This window comes from Desulfobacterales bacterium (assembly GCA_034003325.1).
GTDB lineage: Bacteria > Desulfobacterota > Desulfobacteria > Desulfobacterales > JAFDDL01 > JAVEYW01.
On the sequence record JAVEYW010000009.1, the window covers coordinates 64,964 to 79,365 of the forward strand.

Sequence of the window (14,402 nt, forward strand, 5' to 3'; positions counted from 1 at the left end):
TGGCCCCATGCCCGAAATCAATTACAAGCAATTTGATCAATATCTTGAAAAAACAGCAAACACTTCGGGTGCTAACGCATTTGCGCCGGTGTATCTGATTTTCGGCGAGGAGATGCTTTATAAAAAGGCCCACGATGCCATCGTGAATGCCCTGCTGCCAACGAGCACGGACAGACTCAATCATGAAAAGATCGCGGGCGACAATGAAAATATTCCGGATGTGATCAATCGGATGAACACCTATTCGCTTCTGGCTGGCACCAAAGTGGTTTCCTTTCAGGATGCGGCGCTGTTTTACACGGCTCAAAACAAAGATAAGCTTCTGGAAACCGCCAAATCAGCCTGGCAGAACTCGGAACTGAAAAAAGCGGCCGGGTGTGTGCTCAATGCCATGGTGAAATCGGGCATCACCCTGGATGATCTTCAGCCGGAAGGACAGGGCCTTTCACTTCTTTCAGACAATGCGAACGACGCGGAATGGCTTCTGAAGATATTGGCTTATTGCAGGGAGAACCAGCTTTCGCCGCCTTCTGAAAAAGATTATATGACCCAGCTTCAGGAGGCGGTGGAGAAGGGCTTTCCGAAAAAGAACCATCTGATTATCACGACGGATCTGGTGGATAAGCGCCGCAGTCAGTACAATAGCTTCAAAGAATACGGCGTGGTGATCGATTGTTCGGTTCCGAAAGGCAATCGGCAGGCGGACCGGCAGATTCAGGAAGAAGTGCTCCGGGAGCGGGCGAATAGTATTCTCGTACTGGCCGGTAAAAAACTGGAACCCCGTGCGCTTTCCGCGCTGATGGAGATGACGGGGTTTGATTTAAGAACTTTTTCCGGGAACCTTGAAAAACTGGTCCTTTTTGCGGGAAAGCGCGCTACGATTACAAGCGAGGACGTCACCTCGGTGCTGGACCGAACGCGGGAAGATCCGATTTTCGAGTTTACGGGCGCTGTTTCGGACCGAAACCTTGAAAAAGCGCTTTTCTTTTTAAAATCGCTGTTGTCCCAAAACAGCCATCCCCTTCAATTGCTGACGGCGCTGGTTAACCATTTCCGTAAACTTATATTGGCGAAGGAATTTACCGGTAGCGGCCCGGGCCGCGTGTGGCGCCCCGGAATGGAGTTTACGTCGTTTAAAACAAACGTGCTGCCGGTGATTCAAGCTTGCGATGCCCAACTACTTGAAACAACCGAACACTGGGATTCCGTGATGGATGATCCGGACGCCGAGAGCGAGGTTGCCGAAAAGCCCCCTGCCCAAAAAAAGAAGAAGGAAAAAAAGAAAAAAAATCCGGCAGCGGAGCTGGCGGTCGCCCAGAACCCGGGCAATCCTTATCCGATTTACCTGATGTTGAAAAAGGCGGATCTTTTTTCCATGGATGAATTGTTGACCGCTTATGCGCGGTTGAGTGATAGCGACATTCAACTCAAAAGCACGGGGCAGAATCCGCAGGTGCTGCTGGAATCGCTGATTATTCACATCTGCTCCAAATGAATGGCGGCGATTAATCTCTTAACCGACTATAACCAAATTAGATCGGTTAAATAGCGTGTATGCCTTTGGTATGGCGGTACAAATCCGCTGCATGGTATGAACTGCGGACAAACGGCCCGCTGGCAACCCGCTCAAAACCCATTTCCCTTGCCGCTTTTTCCCAAGTATCAAATTCTTCGGGATGGACATAGCGGTCCACGGGCAGATGATTCTTGGACGGCTGCAGATATTGACCCAGTGTTAGAAAGCGGCAACCGGCCTTTCGTAGGTCCGACAAGGTTTCCAGAATTTCGCTCTCCGTTTCGCCGAGCCCCAGCATCAGGCCGGACTTGGGCGGAATATTGGGTTTGCCGGTCGATACCCGTTGAATCAGCACCAGGGACCTTTCATAGACGGCTTCCGGCCGAGCGGTTTTGTACAGGCGGGGGACGGTTTCAAGATTGTGATTTAATACCTCTGGTTCCGCGTTGAGAACCGTATCAAGCGCATTCTGATCACCCTGAAAGTCCGGAATCAGCACTTCAACTTGCGCATCGAAGACCTTCCGTTTAATGGCCCGTATGGTTGCGGCGAAATGAGCGGCGCCGCCATCGGGCAGGTCATCCCGCGTGACCGAGGTGACAACGACGTATTTGAGTTTCATCTCCGATACGGCGGTTGCGAGCCGTGCGGGTTCATCCGGGTCGACTGGTTCCCCCGGTCCGTGCGCAACCGCGCAAAAGCGGCAGTTTCTCGTGCATCGATTTCCAAGGATTAAAAACGTCGCGGTCTGATGAGAAAAGCATTCCCATATATTGGGGCATTTGGCTTCCTGGCAGACCGTGTGAAGACGGCCTTTTTGAATCATGTCATTGATTTTTTCAAAGTCGGCGCCTGAGGGTAGCCGACGGCGAAGCCACGACGGTTTTCGGGGGAGGAATGGGTGGTTTGAGGTTGACAAAGGCGGTCCTTAAAGTTGAGCTGTCGTGTAATTGATCAGTGCTTTGTGTGAAATGTCATTCAGCGACACATTAAAAATTTTTTCCCAGTGACGTCGCATTCCCTTTTTAACTTCCGCCATGGAAGGCCGTGTTTTCGTATGGGCGGCCATACTGGTCATTTTGATGCCCTTAAGCCCGCAGGGATTGATCCAGTCAAAATGGCTCATCTCCGGATTAACGTTCAGCGCCAGGCCGTGGAACGTGATACCGCGCCGAACGGCAATGCCGATGCTGCCGAGCTTGTTATCTCCGACCCAGATGCCGTGGTTTAGTGGGTTTCGATTCGCCTTGATTCCCCAGTCCGCAACCGTTTGAAGCATCACCTCCTCCAGGCTTTCTACAAAATCAACGATGCCCATGCCCGTATTTTGAATCTTGATAATGGCATAAGCGATCAGTTGGTTCGGGCCGTGATAGGTGATGTCGCCCCCCCTTTCAACGTGAAGGAGTTTGACGCCGAGGCCATCCAGAAAAGACTCGGATACGGTCAGGTTCTTGCAACCACCCCTGCGGCCCATGGTCAGAACCGGGGGATGTTCTAAAAAGAGTACAACATCCCGGTTCAGCCTGCCGTCATGCCTGGCCGCCACAAGTTGAATCTGAAGCTGCCGGGCGGTTTCGTAAGGAATCACCGAAAGGTCCGCAAACAAGCATATCACTTAATTAATCCAGGTTGTTAAGTATGCCAAGATATTGATCACGAGTGAAAAGCGTGTCGATTTGGGATGGGTCTTTCGGTTTTACCTCAACCATCCACCCGTCGTCATAAGGGCTGGTATTGACTATTTCCGGAGAGTCTTCAAGCTGGGTGTTGACAGTTACTACCTCGGCGTCGATCGGCATGAAAAGCTCAGAGGCAGCTTTTACGGATTCGACGGTACCGAATTCATCTCCGGCGGAAAAGGTTGCCCCGGCCTTCGGCAGTTCAATGAAAACGATATCTCCCAACTGTGCTTGCGCATAGTCACTAATACCGATTCGAAAGGTAGCCCCGCCCGGCCGAACCCATTCATGTTCTTTTGAATAGCGCAACTCTGCCGGGAATTTCATCTCACTGATCTCTTTCATGGCAAATCCTCCTTGTGACCCGAATAGCGGGGCCCGAGATGGTGCTTCACTGCGGGCCGATACTCAACATGCGGTTGTTTTTATTAGGGTGCGGGCGTCTGCTGCCTAATGACCGGATATGAATTATTCGGGGGCGGGTCAAGAAAAAAGTGAGTTGCCTTTGAAACGGCCGAATCTCCTTGAAAAAAGACCCCGCCTCTGGTAGGCAAATGCGGAATAAGTATTTACGGGAATCTTACGACAGATTTTCAGTGTGATTACATGAATAGGTGATTCTATGATCCGAGTCGGGATCATCGGCGCTACCGGGTATGCGGGCGCCGAGCTGGTAAGAATTCTTTCCGGTCATCCCGGAGTGCAGTTGAGCCTGTTGACTTCGCGCCAGTATGCGGGCATTGCTTACGAGGATATTTATCCGTCAATGGCCGGTGTGGTGAACATTATCTGCGATTCGAACACGCCGGAATTGATTTGTGATAAGGCCGATGTGCTTTTTATGGCCCTTCCTCACAAGATTCCCATGTCATTTGCGCCTGGATTTATTGAACAGGGCAAAAAGGTGATCGATCTTTCAGCGGATTTTCGATTCCGAAATGCCGCGGCCTATGAAGCGGCCTATCAGCCCCACACCGCCAAAGCATTGCTGGACGAGGCGGTGTACGGGTTGTCCGAAATTTATCATCAGGAGATAAAGACCGCTCGGCTGATCGGAAATCCGGGGTGTTACCCGACCAGCATTCTGCTTCCGCTTTCGCCCCTGGTGAAAGAAGGGCTGATCGACGTTAACACCATCATTGCCGATGCCAAATCTGGGGTGAGCGGCGCGGGTCGTGAGGCGACGTTAACGACGCATACCTGTGAGGTGAATGAATCGTTTAAAGCGTATAAGGTGGCGGTGCACCGGCACAACCCGGAAATCGATGAGGTACTGAGCGGTATCGCGGGTACCCCGGTGGCGGTTACCTTTGTACCCCATCTGGTTCCCATGATTCGCGGCATGTTCTCCACGATATATACGAATGTTGCTGCCGGCTCGGGGCCAAAGCAAATTCGGGATTGCCTGAATGATTATTACGCTTGGCAGCCTTTTGTGCGCCTGGTGCCGGACAGTCGACTGCCGGATACGCGCAACGTGCGGGGAACCAATTTTTGCGACATCGGTTTTCGAATCGATGCGCGCAGCAACCGGTTGATTTTGATGTCCGCGATCGATAATCTCGTCAAGGGCGCGGCGGGCCAGGCGGTTCAGAACATGAATATCATGGAGGGGTTTGATCAGACCGTCGGCCTGTTTCAAACGCCGTACCCCGTATGATGCCGGTTCCTGCTCACATAGAAAACGATAGATTACGGTTCGAGGTAAGGTTAAAGGAAAGGTTATCCGCGGATTGACCGCGGCAAAAATTTAATCGGGTGTTTTCCCGAAAACAATAAACTCAAACACGAAAGGAGCGATACCATGACAGCAAAGCTCATTCTGGGCACGGAGATTCGAGAGCAGATCCTTGATGAAATTACGGCGGAAGTTGCGCAGATCAAGGAAAAACACGGCGTGGTGCCCGGACTGGTTACGATTCTGGTGGGCGCAAATCCCGCGTCCATTTCATACGTTACCTTGAAGATTCAAACCGCGCATCGTGTTGGTTTCAAGGAAGTTCAGGATAACCAGCCCGCGGATATTTCCGAAGCCGATCTTTTGGCGCTCATTGATAAATACAACAAGGATGATTCCATCAACGGTATTCTGGTGCAATTGCCGCTGCCCAAGCATGTGGACGAGAAAAAGGTTCTCAATGCCATTGATCCGGACAAGGATGTGGACGGTTTTCATCCGGTAAACGTGGGCCGGTTGATGATCGGTGGATCGGAAGTGAAATATCCGCCCTGTACGCCCGCCGGTATTCAGGAAATGATCGTTCGCGCTGGTGTTGAGACCAGCGGTGCGGAAGTCGTGGTTGTGGGCCGTTCCAACATCGTGGGCAAACCCATCGCCAATATGATGCTTCAAAAAGGCCCGGGTGCGAATGCCACGGTGACCGTGGTGCATACCCGCACCAAGGACATGGCCTCCCATTGCAAGCGCGCGGATATTCTCATCGTGGCAGCCGGCGTGCCGGACCTGGTCAAGCCCGAATGGATCAAACCGGGTGCTTGTGTCATTGATGTCGGTGTTAACCGGGTGGGTGAAAAGATCAGCGAAAAGACGGGAAAGAAAATCGCCATCTTGAAGGGCGATGTGGATTTTGAAGCAGCCAAGGAAATCGCCGGCTCGATCACACCGGTTCCTGGCGGCGTCGGCCCCATGACCATTACCATGCTGATGCTCAATACGTTGAAGTCGTTGAAATTCAAATTGGGATTGATGTAATCGCTTCGATCAGTTTAAAGGGGAAAAAGGGGGCGCGGCCCAACCGCCGCCGCTCTTTTTCCCCGGCCTGAACACGGCATGGTGATGGCCATCTACTTGATTTGACATACGTACCAGCCCTCACCTTCATTCTGAAGGATGGTTACAATCCCACAAGGTATATTTCAAATCAGCCTTATTTATATTCCTCCCCATCGTCCTTTTCATTCATGCCGGCGTCTTTATCAAAAGCACACACGTAAAACGCGTGTGTTCGAATCGAGCGATAATGGTTTTTCCTCCTTAAAGCCTTATAGCCGCCCGGCTTCAAGCATCCGGCTTTGCCGGATTAGGCCCTTTACCAGAAACATTCACGCTTTTGCGTGTATATTCGCCGAAGGTGAAAGATGACTTTTATGCATCCCAGCATCCCAGCATTCCAGCATCCGGCTTTGCCGGATTAGGTATGTAAAAAGGGGGAAAACTATAGTATGGTCTCCAACGGTGTTTATTTTAAACTATTACGTCAAGTCATGCTCGGCGCTGCTTTTTTCTGCTTTCAGGAGGATAAACAATAAATGCTCGGTACATGGTTAACCAAGATTTTCGGAAGCAAAAACGAACGGGAAATTCGAAAAATCCAGCCCTTAGTGGATGAAATCAATGCCATAGAGCCTCGCATGAAGGCCCTGAGCGACGATGAATTGAAAGCTCAGACCGGTGCCTTCCAAGAAAAGTTGGCTCAGGGAGCCACCTTTGAGGACATTCTTCCCGAGGCGTTTGCAACGGTTCGCGAGGCTTCTGTTCGAACCCTTCAGATGCGTCATTTCGATGTGCAGCTCATCGGCGGCATCGTGTTGCATCGCGGTAAAATCGCCGAAATGAAAACCGGTGAAGGAAAGACCCTGGTGGCCACCCTGCCGGCCTATTTGAACGCCCTGACCGGAAAAGGCGTTCACATTATTACCGTGAATGATTACCTCGCCAGCCGCGATACGGAATGGATGGGCAAGATTCACCAGTTTTTAGGGCTTTCCGTGGGCTGCATTCGTCATGCGCTGACCGATAAGGAAAGAAAAACCGCCTACGGTGCAGACATTACCTATGGCACCAACAATGAGTTCGGATTCGATTATCTGCGAGATAATATGAAGTTTGACCGGGAATCCCTGGTTCAACGGCCGCTTCATTACGCCATTGTGGACGAGGTGGACAGTATTTTGGTAGATGAAGCCAGAACGCCGCTGATTATTTCCGGTCCGGCCGAGAAATCGACCAGCCTCTATTATGAGGTCAATGGATTGATTCCCAAGCTGAAAAAAGAGCGGGATTATACGATTGATGAAAAGGCAAAGTCGGTCGTGCTGACGGAAGAGGGCGTCTCCACGGCGGAAAAATTGCTCAATGTGGAGAACCTTTATGATCCCAAACAAATCGATTTGCTGCACCATGTGAATCAGGCATTAAAGGCCCACAGTCTGTTTAAGCGGGATGTGGATTATATCGTCAAGGACGGAGAGGTGATCATTGTCGATGAGTTTACCGGGCGGCTGATGCCGGGCCGCCGGTATTCCGAAGGGCTTCATCAGGCGCTGGAAGCTAAGGAAGATGTCAAAATCGAGAACGAAAATCAGACGCTTGCCACCATAACCTTTCAAAACTACTTTCGCATGTACGAAAAACTGGCCGGAATGACCGGTACGGCCGACACGGAAGCTGCGGAATTTAAGAAAATTTATAATCTGGATGTGGCGGTCATACCGACCCATCGCCCGATGATTCGAAGAGACATGCCGGATGTGATTTACAAGACCCGACGGGAAAAGTTCGAGGCGGCGCTCGAGGAAATCATCGAGAAAAACAAAAAAGGCCAACCCGTACTCGTGGGGACGGTCTCCATCGATGTGTCTGAGAGTTTCAGTGAAAAGCTTAAAAAACGCGGGGTCAAGCACACGGTCTTAAATGCCAAGATTCATGAAAAAGAGGCCGAAATTATCGCTATGGCCGGGCAGAAAGGTGCGGTGACGATTTCCACGAACATGGCCGGCCGGGGTACCGACATCGTGCTGGGGGAAGGCGTCGTCGAATTGGGCGGCCTGCATATTGTCGGCACGGAACGTCATGAGAGCCGCCGGATTGATAACCAGTTGCGCGGCCGATCGGGCCGGCAGGGTGATCCCGGGTCTTCCCGCTTTTTTCTTTCCCTTGAAGACGACCTGCTCCGTATTTTCGGCGGGGAGCGCATTACCGGGTTTATGGAGCGATTGGGCATGGAGGAAGGTGAGCCTATCGAGCATACGCTGATCAGCCGCGCCATTGAAAATGCGCAGGCCAAGGTGGAAGGCCATAATTTTGAAATTCGAAAACAACTGCTGGAATATGACGACGTCATGAATCAGCAGCGGGAAGTGATATACCGGCAGCGCCGGGAAGCCCTGGAAGGTAAGAACCTTTATCCCGTGGTTCAGGAACTGATTGAAGAGAAAGCCGAAGAGATCGCAGACCTATTCGCCGAGGAACGACGGCTGCCGGATGAGTGGGATTTTCAGGGCCTTAGTGATGCCGTTTATAAACAGTTTTCATTTCGCATGGATAAACCGGATGCGGATACGCTGGACGGCCTGAACCGGGAGGGGCTGGCCCAGTGGATCGCAGAGCGGGCACTGGCGGTGTATGAAGAAAAAGCCAACGCGATCAGTCCGGATGCCTATCGGCAGATGGAACGAATCGTCATGTTGCAGACGGTGGACAATTTGTGGAAGGATCACCTGCTGAGCATGGATCACCTAAAGGAGGGCATCGGCCTTCGGGGCTATGCCCAACAAAATCCGCTTTTGATATACAAAAAAGAAGGTTTTGAAATGTTTCAGGATATGATCGCGAGAATCAAAGAAGAGGCGTTGGCGATCATGTTCCGGGTTCAACTGGAAGAACCCCGGCAATTGGAAGCCATCGAGAAACCCAAGATGCAACCCCTCATTTTTTCTCATGGCGATGGTGCACAAAAGAAAAAGCCGGTGAAACGGGAGGATAACAAGGTGGGCCGGAATTCGCCTTGTCCGTGTGGCAGTGGTCTAAAATTTAAAAAATGCTGCGGCCGATAACTGCAGAACCGTTTTTTTTGGGGATTATTAGTGAAAATAGATGAATGAACAAGAACTCTTTACAAGCAGCGCGCAGGATGCTTATAATCCAAATATATGGCCTTACGGCCAAGTTGGTGGGTTGAATGATGGAAAACAATCCCTCGCCGATAGGGGAGGGCGTTTATAATGAATGAGCATAAGACACACACGCTCGAAGACATTGAAACCCTAACCCGGGAGCGTGTTGAAGAGCCGCGGTTGTATAAAGTTCTGCTTCACAATGATGATTATACGACGATGGAGTTTGTGGTTGATATTTTGATGAATGTGTTTCACAAGTCCCAAGAGGATGCGGTGCTGATAATGCTGAATGTACATAAGCAGGGAATCGGTCTTTGCGGCATTTACACATTCGACGTGGCTGAGACCAAAGTGGATTTGGTTCACAGCTTGGCTCGGTCGAACGGGTTCCCCTTAAAATGCACCATGGAGGACAGTTGATATGATCAGTAAGGAACTTAGCGCGACACTTGGATTCGCGGTAAGAGAAGCAAAGCGAAGGCGCCATGAATACGTGTCGGTCGAACATGTCCTGTTTGCCATTCTTCATGATAATGACGGCATCGAAATCGTTGAAAATTGCGGGGGGGACTCCGAGCTTCTCAAAATTGCGCTCGAAAAGTTTTTTAATGAAAAAATGGAAGTTATTCCGGAAGGTAAAGAATATGTGTTGCAGCAAACCATCGGTTTTCAGCGGGTCATTCAACGGGCGGTCAATCATGTCCGGTCCGCTGAAAAGCAGGAAGTGAGCATCAGCGATATTCTGGCCTCCATCTTTCTTGAAAAAGATTCGCACGCATCCTATTTTTTGTCGGAACAGGGAATTACCCGGCTGGATGTCCTGACCTATATTTCCCATAATGCAACGAGCCCCATTTTGATAGAACCACCGGATAATCAATCCAAAAATGCAAAGCCGGACCGGAAAAAGAAGGATGACCCCCTGGCGCTCTACACCATGGAGCTGGTGGCGCGGGCAATGGTCGGCAAGCTTGATCCGCTGATCGGCCGTGAGCCTGAACTCGAGCGCACGGTTCAGGTGCTGTGCCGCCGGCGCAAGAACAACCCGGTGTTTGTGGGAGATCCGGGCGTCGGTAAAACGGCCATGGCGGAAGGGTTGGCCATTAAGATTGCCGAAGGGGATGTGCCGAATCTGTTAAGGGATGTGCGAATATATTCCCTGGATTTGGGCGCACTGCTTGCGGGAACCAAGTTTCGCGGTGATTTTGAGCAACGGCTGAAGGATGTGATTGCTGCGCTGAAAAGCCGAAAAGATGCGGTGCTCTTTATCGATGAGATTCACACCATTGTCGGGGCCGGCGCAACCAGTTCCGGGTCGATGGATGCCTCCAATATTCTTAAGCCGGCCCTGGCGTCCGGGGATATTCGGTGCATCGGATCCACCACTTATGAAGAATTTAAAAATCATTTTGAAAAAGACCGGGCGTTTTCAAGGCGTTTTGAGAAAATTGAGATCACCGAACCGAGCATTACCGAGTCCGTTCAGATTTTAAAGGGGTTGCGAAGTGCTTATGAATCCTATCATCAAATCGTTTATTCGGATTCGGCCTTAAAGGCGGCGGTCGAGCTTTCCGCCAAGCATTTGAATGATCGCTATCTGCCCGATAAGGCGATTGATGTAATTGATGAAGCAGGGGCTTATATTCGGCTGACCGGCGCCGGCCGCCGAAAACGAATTCATCCGAGCGACATTGAGAAAATCGTGTCGAAAATGGCCAGAATTCCGGCCCGGAGTGTGTCCAGTTCGGATCGTGTGAAGCTGACGACGCTGGGGGATCGGCTAAAGGAAGTGGTTTTCGGCCAGGATGAAGCCATTCACGCGCTGGTTACGGCCATTAAACGATCCCGGGCCGGCCTGGGGGCGCCCGGAAAACCGGTCGGCTCCTTTCTCTTTACGGGTCCCACGGGCGTCGGCAAGACCGAGGTGGCCAAACAGTTGGCCTTTGCCATGGGTGTTGAATTCATACGATTCGACATGAGCGAATACATGGAAAAACATGCGGTGGCCAGACTGATCGGTGCGCCTCCCGGATATATCGGATTTGACCAGGGAGGGCTCTTGACCGACGGCATTCGAAAACATCCTTACAGTGTATTGCTCATGGATGAAATCGAAAAAGCCCATCAGGATATGTATAATATTTTGCTTCAGGTGATGGATCATGCCACCCTGACCGACAATAACGGCAAGAAAGCAGACTTCAGGAACGTCATTATTATTATGACGTCCAATGCAGGCGCCCGGGAAATGAGCACCCAGAGTATCGGGTTTCGGGAAGTGACCGGTGATCCGGCCGCCAAGGGGAAAAAAGCGATCGAGGAGTTTTTCAGCCCCGAGTTCAGAAACCGTCTGGATGCCACCATCTCCTTTCATTCACTGAATGTGGATATCATGAAGCGGATCGTGGACAAGTTTATTGCCGAAATCAACGATCAACTGTTGAACCGAAAGATTACGCTGACGCTTTCCGATAGTGCGCGCTCCTGGTTGGCGGAAAAGGGTCATGATGCCGTCTTCGGTGCGCGCCCCTTAGCACGACTGATGCAGACGGAGATTAAGGATAAAATTGCGGACGAGATTCTTTTCGGAAAAATCGATAAGGGTGGAGAGATAACGGTGGACTGGATGGATGGATCACTTTTGTTTTCCTATCATGGTGCGACTACCGGCGTGACTGAAACAATTCAATAACCGCGGTCGATCATCATGCAGCAAGTGATGGATCAATCGGAACAGTTGCACGGAAATTTGATTTAACCCTTAATTGCCATTAGGTAAACCCCCGGCTATGCCGGGGGACTCACCAGTGTTTGACATTTACGGGACCAAATGAAAAGCTTCTCCGGATGTGAACCGTTCAACGTCACAAAGGAGAGGCTTTCAATGAACAGCGATTTAAGCTTAAAACCACAGCCGGTGGGAATTCAACATAAAAACAACTGAAAGCAGCCGGATTAGTCTAGTTGAATGAAGATTCCGGCGGTTAGTGCATTATTCTGAATTCTGACTCCTGAATTCTGTATTCCTGAGTAGTGACAAAGTGCAATCCATATCGCACGCAATTTCGATGAGGCCAACGATTTAGATCATCGGGTATGGCCGTATTTGAAACGAATCATAGACGCGCAGGTGCTCATCGTCCTTGCCGGACTCCCAAAGGTCAGCACCTTTCTCACCAGTGAGCATCCCGATATCCTCAGTCGCTTGAAAACCCGGGTCCTGCACCCGATCGGAATGGAAGATTTTATCCTCGAATACAATTCATATCGCCTACCAAATTGAAATATTATTACCCGCACTACATTGGGAAAAAAAGTAAATAAAAAACTATGGAATTAAGTTCATAATAATGATTAACGGAAATGGAAGTTTTTTGTAAAATCAAATAATATAAATAAGTTATTATTTTTAAAGTTAGAGGAAAATGTGGCACTAAAATTGCTGTTAAGCTAAAGTATCATTCAGGAACATCTCGGTTTATTGGCAAAAATAACAAACCGATAGCGGGATGGGAAAAGTTCAAAAAGATGTGAAACTTGGTTTTGAACCATAAGGGGTTTTGATTGGAGGTGATAAAGAAAAACCGGGGATGAATGTGTTTATTGGTTCTATCAGTTTAACTTAGACAAGGGGATCTAAGTTTTTTGCACAGGTAACAGGGGGATAAAAGAAAGGGGAACGAAATATGAAAATAAAAAATTGTTTTTTAACTATGTTAGTAATCGTCCTGTGTCTCGGCATGACGATGCCGGCCATGGGAGCCACCCCGTTTGGGTTGGACATCAATGACGCTATCGATGACGGTTTGGACTATTTGCGAAATGCAACGGTTTTTACCAATGCCAGCAGCACCTATGCGCAAGCCAGGGGGTTGTGTTTACTGGCGCTTCTGGAGAAACGGGCAAGCGCGGATTTTGATGCCGATGTGCTGGGGTATGACCATTCATCCCCTGCGGATAAATTGCTCGCCGAGGCGGCCGTCAAGCTGATTCTTGAGAACACATCTTATGGTGTGGCGAGAAATGGTTTTTATTCCTACTACCATGGCCAGAACATGATGGCTTTATCTCTCTACGCCCGAACCGGCGGGCCGTTGCCCCCGGGGTATGTGGGACCCTATACCTTGCGATCCGCCATTGATGAAATGGTTGATGAAACCATTGCCGCGCAGACACCAGGAGTTCCCAGCAACTTGAACAGCGCCGGATATTGGGGTTATTCCGGTAACGGGTCTGATTCATCCACAACACAATTTTCCGTTGCCGGGTTGGCCGCCGCCAAAGCGTATTATTTGGATATGGGCGATCCGGGAGGCCGAGTGGCTCAAATCGATGCCACGCTTGACCGAACAAGAGCCGCTTATGCAGCGAATCAGAGAGCCGACGGTGGACATGGCTATCAAAGAACCGGTTATAATAGCAGCTACCAGCAAACCGCATCGGCGTTGTGGTGTAGCATGCTCGGGGGTGCCAGCCTCAATAACCTTGCAGTACAAGGGTATTTAAACTGGCAATATCAGAATTATAATTATCAAACCATTTATGCCGCCTACAATTCCTGGCCAGCTTCCTATTACTACTATCTATGGTCATCCTCCAAGGCGTACACGCTGATTGAGGATTCCGGTGTCGCCCCCGAGGTCGGAAATCTGACGACCACTGACCTTGGGACGTTACCAAACGCGCCTATCAGTTTGGACCGCGCGGATTATCGGCTGGCGCATCGAAATCCCTTGACGGATTTGCCGGCGCGTGGCGGCGGGGTCGCCGGCAAATACAGCGATGAAACACCACGCTGGTATTACGACTATGCTTATTCCCTGATGACCCAGCAGGCCGCTGATGGCAGATTTACAGCCGTTTCGGTCCGTAACAATGGGCTTACCGCATATAGCCATGGTGTATGGAATACTTACAGCGCTCAGTCTTATGCCATCCTTGTACTTGAGCGCTCTTTGGGCGGCGCCTGCCTGGATTCGGATACTGATGGCGTTTGCGATGATGTAGACAACTGCGTGCAGGTAGCAAATCCCAACCAGGAAGATGCGGATGGAGACGGTGTGGGCGATGCCTGCGACAATTGTCCCGAGGTTGCCAATCCGGATCAATTGGACTCCGATGGAGACGGCGTGGGCGATGCCTGTGCACCTTTTGTGGCGATCTGTGATGTGGACGGTGACGGCGACATTGATCGAGCGGATACGAATGCGATCTTAAGCAGTAGAAACCAGCCGGCGAGCGGTCCGGATGATCCGATGGATGCGGACGGCGACGGTATCATCACCCTTAAAGACGTCAAGCTCTGTATCCGCCTGTACACCAATTAAAACCGCTTAACCACGGCC

Annotated in this window: 11 protein-coding genes; 8 read left to right on the top strand and 3 right to left on the bottom strand. The window is 50.5% G+C overall.

The window, feature by feature from the left end; translation table 11 throughout:
- Window positions 1–7: 7 nt before the first annotated feature.
- Window positions 8–1,495, top strand: a complete 1,488-nt coding sequence (locus RBT11_11165) for a hypothetical protein (GenBank protein MDX9787330.1) — start codon at window positions 8–10, stop codon at window positions 1,493–1,495.
- Between the two features lie 46 nt (window positions 1,496–1,541).
- Here RBT11_11165 and lipA read toward each other — a convergent pair whose 3' ends face one another.
- From lipA to gcvH, 3 genes are read right to left on the bottom strand one after another with little or no spacing between them, the layout of a single operon-like run.
- Window positions 1,542–2,435 (bottom strand): lipoyl synthase, encoded by an 894-nt coding sequence (gene lipA, locus RBT11_11170; GenBank protein ID MDX9787331.1) that lies wholly within the window; start codon window positions 2,433–2,435, stop codon window positions 1,542–1,544.
- Between the two features lie 9 nt (window positions 2,436–2,444).
- Complete coding sequence (lipB, locus tag RBT11_11175; protein MDX9787332.1) at window positions 2,445–3,134, bottom strand: lipoyl(octanoyl) transferase LipB; 690 nt, start codon at window positions 3,132–3,134, stop codon at window positions 2,445–2,447.
- A 4-nt stretch (window positions 3,135–3,138) separates the two neighbouring features.
- Window positions 3,139–3,525, bottom strand: coding sequence for a glycine cleavage system protein GcvH (gene gcvH, locus RBT11_11180; GenBank protein MDX9787333.1), 387 nt, complete (start codon window positions 3,523–3,525; stop codon window positions 3,139–3,141).
- A 295-nt stretch (window positions 3,526–3,820) separates the two neighbouring features.
- Here gcvH and argC point away from each other — a divergent pair, with 295 nt between their 5' ends.
- The 7 genes from argC to RBT11_11215 all read left to right on the top strand — a co-directional run bounded on the left by argC (window position 3,821) and on the right by RBT11_11215 (window position 14,384).
- Window positions 3,821–4,858, top strand: a complete 1,038-nt coding sequence (argC, locus tag RBT11_11185; GenBank protein ID MDX9787334.1) for an N-acetyl-gamma-glutamyl-phosphate reductase — start codon at window positions 3,821–3,823, stop codon at window positions 4,856–4,858.
- Between the two features lie 144 nt (window positions 4,859–5,002).
- Window positions 5,003–5,911, top strand: a complete 909-nt coding sequence (gene folD / locus RBT11_11190) for a bifunctional methylenetetrahydrofolate dehydrogenase/methenyltetrahydrofolate cyclohydrolase FolD (GenBank protein ID MDX9787335.1) — start codon at window positions 5,003–5,005, stop codon at window positions 5,909–5,911.
- 557 nt (window positions 5,912–6,468) lie between these two features.
- Window positions 6,469–8,994 (top strand): preprotein translocase subunit SecA, encoded by a 2,526-nt coding sequence (gene secA, locus RBT11_11195; protein ID MDX9787336.1) that lies wholly within the window; start codon window positions 6,469–6,471, stop codon window positions 8,992–8,994.
- A 168-nt stretch (window positions 8,995–9,162) separates the two neighbouring features.
- The gene (clpS, locus tag RBT11_11200; protein MDX9787337.1) at window positions 9,163–9,477 is read left to right on the top strand and encodes an ATP-dependent Clp protease adapter ClpS; all 315 of its coding nucleotides are present in this window, start codon (window positions 9,163–9,165) and stop codon (window positions 9,475–9,477) included.
- Between the two features lies 1 nt (window position 9,478).
- Window positions 9,479–11,749, top strand: a complete 2,271-nt coding sequence (gene clpA, locus RBT11_11205; protein ID MDX9787338.1) for an ATP-dependent Clp protease ATP-binding subunit ClpA — start codon at window positions 9,479–9,481, stop codon at window positions 11,747–11,749.
- A 414-nt stretch (window positions 11,750–12,163) separates the two neighbouring features.
- Entirely contained in the window at window positions 12,164–12,340 is a 177-nt protein-coding gene (locus tag RBT11_11210; GenBank protein MDX9787339.1) for a hypothetical protein, read from the top strand.
- A gap of 403 nt (window positions 12,341–12,743) precedes the next feature.
- Window positions 12,744–14,384 (top strand): thrombospondin type 3 repeat-containing protein, encoded by a 1,641-nt coding sequence (locus RBT11_11215; protein MDX9787340.1) that lies wholly within the window; start codon window positions 12,744–12,746, stop codon window positions 14,382–14,384.
- The last annotated feature ends 18 nt before the right edge of the window (window positions 14,385–14,402 follow it).

What these genes read in the sequence shown, in the direction of transcription:
- RBT11_11165 (MDX9787330.1), top strand. Translation starts at nt 8, where the DNA reads ATGCCCGAAATCAATTACAAGCAATTTGATCAATATCTTGAAAAAACA.
- gcvH (MDX9787333.1), bottom strand. Translation starts at nt 3,525, where the DNA reads ATGAAATTCCCGGCAGAGTTGCGCTATTCAAAAGAACATGAATGGGTT.
- argC (MDX9787334.1), top strand. Translation starts at nt 3,821, where the DNA reads ATGATCCGAGTCGGGATCATCGGCGCTACCGGGTATGCGGGCGCCGAG.
- folD (MDX9787335.1), top strand. Translation starts at nt 5,003, where the DNA reads ATGACAGCAAAGCTCATTCTGGGCACGGAGATTCGAGAGCAGATCCTT.
- secA (MDX9787336.1), top strand. Translation starts at nt 6,469, where the DNA reads ATGCTCGGTACATGGTTAACCAAGATTTTCGGAAGCAAAAACGAACGG.
- clpS (MDX9787337.1), top strand. Translation starts at nt 9,163, where the DNA reads ATGAATGAGCATAAGACACACACGCTCGAAGACATTGAAACCCTAACC.
- clpA (MDX9787338.1), top strand. Translation starts at nt 9,479, where the DNA reads ATGATCAGTAAGGAACTTAGCGCGACACTTGGATTCGCGGTAAGAGAA.
- RBT11_11215 (MDX9787340.1), top strand. Translation starts at nt 12,744, where the DNA reads ATGAAAATAAAAAATTGTTTTTTAACTATGTTAGTAATCGTCCTGTGT.